The sequence below is a fragment of the Lysinibacillus sp. FW301-JW8 genome (assembly GCF_058788755.1).
The window spans coordinates 40,810-51,265 of the sequence record NZ_JBYTBB010000039.1 but is presented as its reverse complement, the minus strand read 5'-3'; the positions used below and the strand labels follow the sequence as shown (position 1 = coordinate 51,265).

The following is a 10,456-nucleotide window of genomic DNA, read 5'->3' as shown; positions in this document are numbered from 1 at the left end:
TGCTTTGTTCACCAGCAGAAGCTAGCTACTAAAAACTTGATTGATTACGTTTTGCTTGTTCAGTTTTCAAGGTTCATTTTGTTACCATTTCTCAACAGCAACTCTTACATCATACCGCACTCACAACTATTTGTCAACAATTAAATTCAAATTTAATTTATTTGTTTTTCAACAGTTATCTTGGCGACTTCTATTACTATACCATAATATTTTTATTATGCAAGCTTTTTATAAGAAAAATATTAAAGCTGTTATTCCTAAGACGCCTGGTATACCTAGTATAGCAATAGTTAAGACAGAAAAAAGATTGATAGGTATATTATAGCCTACATACCCTATACTCAAATGAATAATAAACAATAGAAGAAAAGCGAAGGCAAATCTAAACCAAAAAACGGACATTCCTTCTAAAATTTTACCCATTTTAGCATGTCTAATTATTACATAAAGAAAAAGAAGCACTACAGGTACACCAAAACTCATAATTACTAACCACGACATCAGGTTTCCCCCTTAATGATATAATTATGAAAGTTTATGATTCCTGTTTTGCTTCTATGAGTTTAAAAGACTGTTATTTAATTAATACTCTTCGTATTCTAGCTTCTTTAAATAAATAGAAATGAATGCTCTCTGTTGCTTTTCGTTGAGCAATTAATTCTAAATCATAATCATCTAACAATTCTTCAATTAATTTTGCCTGCTGTAAATCTTCTTTTGTTCCTTTAATTAGACTCACAAGCCTGTCATCGAATTCTTTTTTTAACTTTCTCTTACTGCGGAAGAACATATTAATCCCTCACTCATAATTCTCGGCGACCTTCCATTGCCTTCGATAACGTAACTTCATCTGCGTATTCTAAATCTCCGCCTACCGGTAGTCCGTGGGCAATACGAGTTGTTCGAATACCAGAAGGTTTCACTAGACGGGAGATATACATGGCTGTTGCCTCACCTTCGATAGTTGAATTCGTAGCTAAGATTAACTCCTGAACTGTTTCATCCTGCAAACGAACTAACAATGAGGCAACATTAATATCCTCTGGGCCAATACCATCCATTGGTGATATTGCCCCTTGTAGTACATGATACATCCCGTTGTAGTCACGCATTTTCTCCATCGCTATTACGTCTTTTGTATCTTGTACAACACAGATAATCGAATGATCCCGTTGCTTATCTGTACAAATGTGACACGGGTCAACATCAGTAATGTTGCCACATACAGAGCAATAACTTAAATTTCGTTTAGCATCAATAAGTGACTTAGAAAAGGATAAAACATCATCTTCTTTCATTGTTAACACAAAAAACGCCAGACGAGCCGCGGTTTTCGGCCCGATACCTGGCAATTTCATAAAACTATCTATTAGTTTTGATATTGGTTCTGGGTAGTACATTTATTTACCTCCTAGAATGGAAGGTTTATGCCTTGAGTAAATTTACCCATTGTTGCATTTGTTTTTTCTTCTACTTTTTTAAGTGCTTCATTTGTAGCAACAACGATTAAATCTTGAAGCATTTCGATATCATCAGGGTCTACTACTGAAGTATCAAGATTCACTTCTACAACCTCACGTTGGCCAGTAACAATTACTTTTACCATACCACCGCCAGCAACACCTTCAAATTGCTCTGCATTTAAGGCCTCTTGAGCTTCCATCATTTCCTTTTGCATTTTTTGCATTTTTTTCATCATACCTTGCATATTTCCCATTCCACGCATAAACATATTCCTCCTAAATGATTAATCGTTAACAATTTCTATAAAATCTTTACCAAACAACTTTTCTGCCTCTGTCACAAGTGGATCTTGTGAGGCAAGTGGTTGAGCATCATCGATAAACGGCTCATCAGGCATTTCTGCCGGTGGTGGCTCTAATAATTCCACCTCATGATCAGTCACTGTTTGAGATTTTTTCTGCTGTTGCAAACCGTGATCACGAATAAACTCTTCACGTAATTTTAACCAAGTTTCTTCAGGGGTACAAAGCATTTCATACGTTGTACCAGTTTGCCCTGCAATTAATTGTGTGAAGTGAGCTTTTAGAGACTGATTATCAGCAACCATTTGACAATGAATATCATACTTGAATTTTAACACAAAAGCACTCGAAGATGCCGCAACGGGTTCAGCTTCTGCTAAAAGAGCAGATTGCGACTTTTGCATTTGGTTTAACGCTTGTGCCCAGACTGATTTAATGCGGTGAACATCTTGTTTCGTGGCATCCTTTAGCACCTCTTGTATCCGCCCAGTTGGCGCTTTATAGCCATTTGGACTTTTAGCTCGTGGCCGTTGTTCTTTAGGTGCTTGCATCTGCTGCCCAGGAGCTCCAGCCTGTAATTGTACTGACAATTGTTGTACCATTTGCTCAAGTGCTACTATCTTTTGAGCAAGTTCTGGGCTCAAAGCTGCTTCAACTGAAGTGGTTGTTTGACTAACTAGCCCACTCGAAAGCTGTACCATTTTAAGTAGTGCTGTTTCTAAATAGATTTTTGTGTGGTGGGAGAATCGCATTTCTTGCTGTGTTTTCGCTAAAATATCTATGTAGCCATATAGCAAATCAGGTGCAAAATCATGCGCTAATGTAAATACTCGTTCTTCCGGCGAAACTAGCTCTAATAGTTCAGCCAAATCATCACTTGTTTGCAGCAATAATAAGTCACGGAAAAATGTAATCAAGTCCTCTGAAAGACGAAGTGGATCCTTGCCATCTGAGATAAGCTGTTCTAATAACGCAAGCATTTGAGCAACATCTTTTACTTTTAAGGCTTCTGCTAAGTCATAAAAAACTTCCTGACTGATTGAACCTGTTACAAGTAATGTATCCTCAAGCTTTAGCTCCTCCCCACTGAAAGAGACAACCTGATCTAATAAACTTAATGCATCACGCATACCACCAGCAGCAGATTGTGCAATAACCTTCAAACCTTGTTCCTCATACGGTAGTTCGATGTCCTCTAATACAACCTTCATTCGTTCGATAATATCATTAGTTGAAAGTCGCTTGAAATCAAAGCGTTGGCAACGAGAGATAATGGTTGCAGGCAATTTATGAGGCTCTGTTGTCGCCAAAATAAAAACAGCATGTGGAGGTGGTTCTTCTAATGTTTTTAAAAGTGCATTGAAAGCACTTGTAGAAAGCATATGCACTTCATCGATAATATACACTTTATATCTGCTACTAGCAGGAGCAAATCGAACTTTCTCGATAATATCACGTATTTCTTCAACTCGAGAATTAGATGCTGCGTCAAATTCAATCACATCAGGGTGTGACCCATCTGTAATACTTAAACAAGTGGCACATTCGTTACACGGCTCGTTCGATGGTGCTCGCTCACAATTCAAAGCTTTTGCAAAAATCTTAGCTGTACTTGTTTTCCCGGTTCCTCTTGGCCCAGAAAACAAATAAGCATGTGTGGTTTTATTTGCTAGGAGAGCATTTTGTAGCGTTCTTTTGACATGTGCCTGACCAGACATTTCTCTAAATGATTGCGGTCTATACACACGATAAAATGCTTGATACGTCAATGATTTCCTCTCCTTTTCCTCATTTATATAGAATAGTTCTATTATAACATTTGTCTAATAATAGTGTTATCAATTCCAAAAAATTGAGACAATATACTTTGTCTCAAGTTCATTTCTATTATGTAAGATATATAAATATAAAAAACGCATCCCGCCTAATGTAGACGGATGCGTTTGAATTGGCAATTTAATGCCGTGCACCTTTCTTTGACAGCCGCACATAAGCGTTACTCTTGTCGTTAGCTCAGATTAGGCAACCCCGCGGCACATGAATAAGACCACTTAATGCTGCTTCCTTCCGGACCTGACATGGTTCATGGGTATCCATTGCGCAGGACCCAATCGTCAACACTACGTGCAAAAGGCAGACCAAACAATACGGACAGCCTCGAAAAAGGAATTCAGTCTCGCTAGAGCGGATTGCGAGTTACAGGACACCGCTACCTTCCCACCTAGCACGGCAATAACTAGTATACTGACTGTTTTCATAAATTGCAACTTAATGCACATAATATTTATGTGGAAACATTTATCAACAATATAATTATAAAAATTTCTAAAATCAGTTGACGTGAAATACAAAACATGATAAATTAATTTTTGTCGATAAGACATCAGGTTAATATGGAGGTATACCCAAGTCTGGCTGAAGGGATCGGTCTTGAAAACCGACAGGCGGGTAACACCGCGCGGGGGTTCGAATCCCTCTACCTCCTCCAGTTTTTAAATTCCGACTACATCTGTAGCCGTTTTTTTTTGCCTAAATAATTGTACATAATACATGCAGATACCACTTCCACAAAGGTTGTGGTATTTTTTTATTGATAGGAGAAAATAAATTAAATATCTACATTTATATAATAAGGGAGGATTTTTGTGCACCCAAAATATTTAATCTCTCGTGCTTCCCTCACTTGGATCTTGTTAATCGCTATATTAACTGCGATTGGTAGTGAAATTAAAATAATGCCATTTGCTAATACAACTTTTCGTTTTGGATTAGGAACTATTGTTTTCTTTCTTTGTACCCTTCTTAGGTCAACCCCTATTATATTAGCCGGTATCGTTACAAGCATTGTGACAACAGCTTTTCGAGTTTTCGTAACTTCTACTACTCCCAATGTAGCTTTAATGGATAGCATCTTTTTACATTTACCAGCTGCAGCATTTTATATACTTTTTGCGTTATGCCTACAAATTTTAAATATTCATCGCTATCGAGAAAAACCACTAATGCTTGGATTATTAGTTGCATTTAGTGAAGTAATAAGCAATTTAGCAGAACAATTATTTCGTTTTCTTGTTAATTCTTATACTTTTTTACTCGTTCATGATTTACTTATATTGTTAGCTGTTGCTTTATTACGTAGTTTCTTTGTAGTTGGTGTTTATAGCTCCATTTTAATTGCTGAACAAAAAAAACGTGTGCAAGAAATGCTTACTATTGGGTCAGATCTATATGTTGAAACTCTCTATTTAAAAAAATCTATGAATCATATTGAGACTATCACAGCTAGTGGGTTTGATTTATATCGACAGTTAAAATCGCAAGGCTATCGGACTGAAAGCTTACAGGCTTTGCATATTGCCCAGGAAATTCATGAAGTAAAAAAAGATTCGCAACGTATCTATGCAGGAATTTCTAAAATTGTAGGCGAAAAGAGCTTTGGTCCCTTTAGAATGTCAGAATTATTACATTATATTGAAGATGGTAACAGAAAGTACGGTGAACTACTGGGAAAAGAAATTCACTTTAAAGTAAGTTTGGATACTACTGACTTTCAAACAAAAGAACATATTGCATTGCTCGCACTATTGAATAATCTAACTGCAAATGCTATTGAAGCCATTGAAGATCAAGGTGTTATTTCTATTGCCATTCAACAGCAGCTGGATGATACTGTAATTACAGTATGTGATAACGGAAAAGGCATTTCACAAAATGATATCACTATTATTTTCGAACCTGGATACACCACAAAATACAATATGGACGGTGTCGCTGCAACTGGTATTGGACTTTCACATGTTGCTGAATTAGTAAATAAATTAAATGGCTTCATATCCGTTGAATCAAACAATCAAAACACAATGTTTAAAATTACAATTCCTACGCAAACTATTCAAACAGGAGAGACTTAAATGAGGTATTTTATTGTAGATGATGATCGTGCAAGTCGGGTCATGTTAAAAAAAATTATTGAAGATAGCGGGCTAGGCACCGTTATTGGTGAAGCCCGTAATGGTGAAGATGCTATCCCACAAATTTTAATGACACAGCCAGAGTTTGTGCTTATTGATTTACTGATGCCAAAGCTCGATGGAATCGCAACAGTCGAGCAACTTACTCAAAATCGTTTTGAGGGGCAATTTATCATGATTTCTCAGGTTGTCAATAAGGAAATGGTGGGTGAGGCCTATGAACAAGGGATTGAATTCTTTATTCATAAACCAATAAACCGTATTGAGGTTGAAAATGTTTTACGTAAAACAACAGAACAATTTCGCCTAAAAAATTCACTATTAGTAATTCGTCAATCGCTGACAAACATTGATTTAAGTGAGCAAATAAATCAAAAAGCCACTTCTCGTGATCATATTCAATCAATCTTAAACGATATGGGCATTGTTGGTGAGATTGGAAGTGAGGATATTATAGCTATCATCGAAACCTTGCTTGCTCATCAACATAAGATAGCACCCCTACCTCCATTGAAAGAGCTATATGAGGAAATTGCAGCTGTTACAAAGACTACACCTGATGAAATTTTGAAAGAAAGTAAAGCGATTGAACAGCGTGTACGTCGTACAATATTAGCAGCCATGATTAACCTTGCCAATTTAGGTGTCGTTGATTACACAAACTCTGAATTTGAATATTATGCGCCTCGATACTTTGATTTTAAAGAAATTCGTCAGCTAATGACACAGATAGAAGATCATGAAAATCGTAAAGCAAAGGTAAATATCAAGAAGTTTATTCAGGTATTATATTCAGACATTTTAACAAAAGTAAATTAATTTTCTCGGATTTTGTCGGATTCCATAAGTCCTCCGTATTATTAAAGTAAGGCGAGTCCTAAAAATTTAATATCAGGGGGTACAAAGGGTTTGAAGAAGAAATTTAAAATCAGTTTAGCCACTCAAATTTTAATCGGTTTGATTTTAGGGATCATTGTTGGTGGTATCTTTTATGGAAACCCCAAAATTGAAACATATTTACAGCCTTTAGGGGATATCTTTTTACATCTAATTAAGATGATTGTTGTACCGATTATTATTTCTACTTTAATCGTTGGTGTTGCTGGTACCGGAGACATGAAGCAGCTTGGACGATTAGGCGGGAAATCAATTATTTATTTTGAAATTATTACAACTGTAGCAATTATAGTTGGTTTACTTTCTGCAAACTTGTTCCAACCAGGCGCTGGCCTAAATATGAATGAGCTTTCTCAAGGGGATATTTCAAAATACGTTACAACTACAGAAGAAGTACAGCATGAGGGACCTTTTGATATTATTGTAGGCATTGTCCCAACAAATATCATTCAGTCTATGGCTGAAGGTAATATGCTTGCCATTATCTTCTTCTCTGTTATTTTCGGCTTAGGGGTTGCCGCTATCGGTGACCGAGGAAAACCAGTCTTAGACTTCTTCCAAGGGGTAGCAGACGCTATGTTCTGGGTAACAAACCTCGTAATGAAATTCGCTCCATTTGGGGTATTTGGCTTAATTGGTGTAACCGTTTCCAAATATGGATTTGCTTCACTAATACCACTAGGTAAACTTGCAATACTTGTTTATGCTACAATGCTATTCTTTATCTTTGTCGTTCTTGGACTTGTGGCAAAATTTGCAGGTATCAACATCTTCTACTTAATCAAAGTGTTAAAAGATGAGCTAATCTTAGCGTTCTCAACTGCAAGCTCTGAGGCTGTTCTACCACGTATTATGATGAAAATGGAGAAATTAGGTGCTCCAAAGGATATCGTTTCCTTTGTTATTCCAACCGGTTATTCCTTTAACTTAGATGGTTCAACATTGTACCAAGCTATTGCTGCATTATTTATTGCTCAAATGTACGGTATTCATCTAAGCATTGGAGAACAAATTACGTTAATGCTTGTATTAATGGTTACATCAAAAGGAATCGCAGGTGTTCCGGGGGTGTCATTCGTAGTACTTCTAGCAACTTTAGGTACTGTCGGCATTCCGCTTGAAGGCTTGGCATTTATCGCAGGTATTGACCGTATCCTTGATATGGGACGTACAGTTGTTAACGTAATTGGTAACTCATTAGCGTCATTAGTAATGGCAAAATGGGAAGGCCGTTTCGATACAGAGAAAATGAAAAATTATTTTAAAGATAACGAAAACTTAGCGTAAAAAGTTAAAAAAATCCTCACGATGTATGGATGGCATCGTGAGGATTTTTTTAATTTGATCAATTATGCCTCGGCATAATTGCGTCCGGAATCGGCTTTGTGCTTAGGCCTGCACGAGGGCCGACACGATGTCGGTCATTTCGGTAATGCCACAGGACGTGGCGTTTTTACCGATGCAGGTCAGTTAGCCGTTATCGCATGGAAGCGATGATTTAAGGCTAACATCCTAAATTGAACTCCTTTCCGATTCCGTGACATCCGCTGGAGGCTTTAACTTCTGTCAGCTTCTGCTGAAGGAAGTTAAAACTTTATCTAAATAAGCAATGATTGATTCTTTACCATTTACATGTGCCTCATGTGCACGAGCTTCATCTTTTTCTAGCTTTGCCTCCGCTGCCATCACAATACGTTCTGCATCTTCCTGCGGCACGACAACAACTCCATCCACATCCCCAATAATATAATCTCCAGGATGAACATTAACTCCTCCAATAGAGATGGGGATATTTACTTTACCTCCACCATTTTTATTACCAGCAGCTACCGTTGTCCCTAAAGAGAATACAGGGAAATCCAGCTCTCGAATGGCTGCGATATCTCGGATAACACCATCCACAACAAACCCTTGTACACCTATGCCCTTTGCTAAGGAAATCACAAAATCTCCAGCAACAGCTCGATTCGTATTGCCCTTCGCATCGATTACCAAAATATCACCTTCATTAGCAGCTCGAATAGCTTCTAATACCGCACCATTTTCACCATCTGGTAAACGCACAGTTACCACGCGCCCAGCCACTTTAAAGTGATCTGCTAAAGGCTTAATATCACTGCGTAAATTGGTGTGTCCGCCAGTTGCATCTGAAATAGCTGTTGTTGGTAAATGCTTAAAACTTATTTCCACCTTTGTCATACATAACACCCCTATTATGATTTATGAAAGACTTACATAATTATTGTAAATAAAAATCATCTACTATTTCAATATATCTCAGAAAATTATGGAAATAAAATATTTAAATATGGTACTGTTAGGAGAAAATAAAAGAAAAAGTGGGTACTATGGCTAATCAAAAATTATATGAACAACGCAATCAAATTATCGCAGCTTTTTTGGTAGCAGCTTTTATCGGTTTATTCAATGAAACAGCTCTCAATATGGCCTTTGCACAATTGATTGTTGACTTTAAAACCGATGCATCTACCATTCAATGGCTAACAACTGGTTATTTGTTGACCTTAGGTATTTTAGTACCGCTCTCTAGCATCCTTATGCAACGTTTTACAACGAGGCAATTATTTATTGTATCGTTGTTCTTTTCTATTATAGGTACCTGTGTTTCAGCTATCTCTCCAACCTTTGCACTGTTACTAGCTGGACGCATTATTCAAGCTGTTGGAACAGCTATTATTCTGCCGCTTATGATGCAGGTTGTACTCATGATTTACCCAATTAATCAACGTGGCGCTGCAATGGGGAAAATCGGATTAGTTATTATCTTTGCTCCAGCAATTGGACCAACTATTGCAGGCTTTGTCATGGAGCATTTCTCATGGCATTCTATCTTCTGGATGAGTCTTCCGTTTTTACTCATATCATTTGTGCTTGGATTAAAATTTGTTCAAAATGTTAGTGAAGTTAGGATGGTTAAATTTGATGGTGTTTCAATCGTCTTATCAACGATTGGCTTTGGAGGGATTGTTTACGGTTTTAGTATTTCTGGTAAGCTAGGTACTTTTATGACAATAGAGGTAATCTCCTCTCTCATGGTTGGAGCACTAGGAATCATTCTTTTTTGTTTGCGACAAGTTAAAATGGAACAACCTATGCTGAATTTAAAGGTATTCTCATTTCCGATGTACAATATTGGCATGCTCCTGGTTATTATTGTACATATGACCATTTTAGCAACAATGGTATTATTACCCATTTACTTACAAAACATTTTATTGCTAGCACCTATGATAGCTGGCCTTACACTACTTCCTGGTGGTGTCATAAATGCCTTTATGGCTGTTGCCTCTGGACATATTTTTGATCGCTTTGGACCTCGTATCATGGTTCCTGTTGGATTATTTTTGGAAATAATTGCATTACTTTTCTTACGAACAATTGATGCTGAAACTTCTGTTTATTTCATCGTAAGTTTCCATATCCTTATGTTTGTTGGCATCTCTCTTGCAAGTATGCCTGCGCAAACAAATGGATTAAATCAGCTACCCCGTCGACTTTATCCGGATGGTACGGCATTTATGAATACATTACAGCAGGTTGCAGGTGCAATCGGTACTGCTGTCTCGATAACGATCATGTCCATTAGTAAAACAAATTTCGTTTCCCAAAATGGAGCCTCTACTACAAATGAATTTGCAGGATCCATTATTGGTGTACAACACGCTTTAACCTTCTCACTTATACTGGCGATTCTCGCATTCGTTATATCATTCTTTATGAAACGTGTACAAGAGAATAAATAAAGCCAAAAATGCGCCATTCATTAGGAATGAACTCACCTTTCTATCAAATGGCGCTAAC

The 10,456-nt window shown here is 37.2% G+C and carries 10 protein-coding genes, 1 tRNA gene and 1 other RNA gene; 5 read left to right on the top strand and 7 right to left on the bottom strand.

The window, feature by feature from the left end; all coding sequences use genetic code 11:
* Window positions 1-228 precede the first annotated feature (228 nt).
* The 6 genes from AC3WOM_RS16035 to ffs form a co-directional block, all read right to left on the bottom strand.
* Window positions 229-501 (bottom strand): pro-sigmaK processing inhibitor BofA family protein, encoded by a 273-nt coding sequence (locus AC3WOM_RS16035; RefSeq protein WP_427545654.1) that lies wholly within the window; start codon window positions 499-501, stop codon window positions 229-231.
* A 73-nt stretch (window positions 502-574) separates the two neighbouring features.
* The gene (locus tag AC3WOM_RS16030) at window positions 575-790 is read right to left on the bottom strand and encodes a YaaL family protein (protein ID WP_427545656.1); all 216 of its coding nucleotides are present in this window, start codon (window positions 788-790) and stop codon (window positions 575-577) included.
* A gap of 13 nt (window positions 791-803) precedes the next feature.
* Entirely contained in the window at window positions 804-1,400 is a 597-nt protein-coding gene (recR, locus tag AC3WOM_RS16025; RefSeq protein WP_427545658.1) for a recombination mediator RecR, read from the bottom strand.
* Window positions 1,401-1,411: 11 nt separating this feature from the next.
* A complete protein-coding gene (locus AC3WOM_RS16020; protein WP_492447561.1) occupies window positions 1,412-1,726 on the bottom strand; it encodes a YbaB/EbfC family nucleoid-associated protein in 315 nt (104 codons plus the stop codon).
* Between the two features lie 21 nt (window positions 1,727-1,747).
* Window positions 1,748-3,535 carry a DNA polymerase III subunit gamma/tau gene (gene dnaX, locus AC3WOM_RS16015; protein WP_492447560.1) on the bottom strand — a complete coding sequence of 596 codons (1,788 nt, stop codon included), beginning with the start codon at window positions 3,533-3,535 and terminating at the stop codon, window positions 1,748-1,750.
* 193 nt (window positions 3,536-3,728) lie between these two features.
* Window positions 3,729-3,996, bottom strand: an RNA gene (ffs, locus tag AC3WOM_RS16010) — signal recognition particle sRNA large type.
* 165 nt (window positions 3,997-4,161) lie between these two features.
* Here ffs and AC3WOM_RS16005 point away from each other — a divergent pair.
* From AC3WOM_RS16005 to AC3WOM_RS15990, 4 genes are all read left to right on the top strand, one after another.
* Window positions 4,162-4,254: transfer RNA gene (locus AC3WOM_RS16005), tRNA-Ser, on the top strand.
* Window positions 4,255-4,411: 157 nt separating this feature from the next.
* Entirely contained in the window at window positions 4,412-5,677 is a 1,266-nt protein-coding gene (locus AC3WOM_RS16000) for an ATP-binding protein (RefSeq protein ID WP_492447559.1), read from the top strand.
* Complete coding sequence (locus tag AC3WOM_RS15995) at window positions 5,678-6,556, top strand: response regulator (RefSeq protein ID WP_492447558.1); 879 nt, start codon at window positions 5,678-5,680, stop codon at window positions 6,554-6,556.
* Between the two features lie 90 nt (window positions 6,557-6,646).
* On the top strand, window positions 6,647-7,921 hold the full coding sequence (locus tag AC3WOM_RS15990; protein WP_427545668.1) for a cation:dicarboxylate symporter family transporter: 1,275 nt from the start codon (window positions 6,647-6,649) through the stop codon (window positions 7,919-7,921).
* 279 nt (window positions 7,922-8,200) lie between these two features.
* On the opposite strand, the gene AC3WOM_RS15985 is transcribed toward AC3WOM_RS15990, so the two are convergent.
* The gene (locus AC3WOM_RS15985; RefSeq protein ID WP_492447556.1) at window positions 8,201-8,833 is read right to left on the bottom strand and encodes an RraA family protein; all 633 of its coding nucleotides are present in this window, start codon (window positions 8,831-8,833) and stop codon (window positions 8,201-8,203) included.
* Between the two features lie 149 nt (window positions 8,834-8,982).
* Here AC3WOM_RS15985 and AC3WOM_RS15980 point away from each other — a divergent pair, with 149 nt between their 5' ends.
* Window positions 8,983-10,398: a DHA2 family efflux MFS transporter permease subunit gene (locus tag AC3WOM_RS15980; RefSeq protein ID WP_492447555.1), complete on the top strand. Its 1,416-nt coding sequence runs from the start codon at window positions 8,983-8,985 to the stop codon at window positions 10,396-10,398.
* Window positions 10,399-10,456: the final 58 nt, after the last annotated feature.

Coding starts and splice junctions, on each gene's coding strand:
- AC3WOM_RS16035 (WP_427545654.1), bottom strand. CDS start 501: ATGTCGTGGTTAGTAATTATGAGTTTTGGTGTACCTGTAGTGCTTCTT.
- AC3WOM_RS16030 (WP_427545656.1), bottom strand. CDS start 790: ATGTTCTTCCGCAGTAAGAGAAAGTTAAAAAAAGAATTCGATGACAGG.
- recR (WP_427545658.1), bottom strand. CDS start 1,400: ATGTACTACCCAGAACCAATATCAAAACTAATAGATAGTTTTATGAAA.
- AC3WOM_RS16020 (WP_492447561.1), bottom strand. CDS start 1,726: ATGCGTGGAATGGGAAATATGCAAGGTATGATGAAAAAAATGCAAAAA.
- AC3WOM_RS15995 (WP_492447558.1), top strand. CDS start 5,678: ATGAGGTATTTTATTGTAGATGATGATCGTGCAAGTCGGGTCATGTTA.
- AC3WOM_RS15985 (WP_492447556.1), bottom strand. CDS start 8,833: ATGACAAAGGTGGAAATAAGTTTTAAGCATTTACCAACAACAGCTATT.
- AC3WOM_RS15980 (WP_492447555.1), top strand. CDS start 8,983: ATGGCTAATCAAAAATTATATGAACAACGCAATCAAATTATCGCAGCT.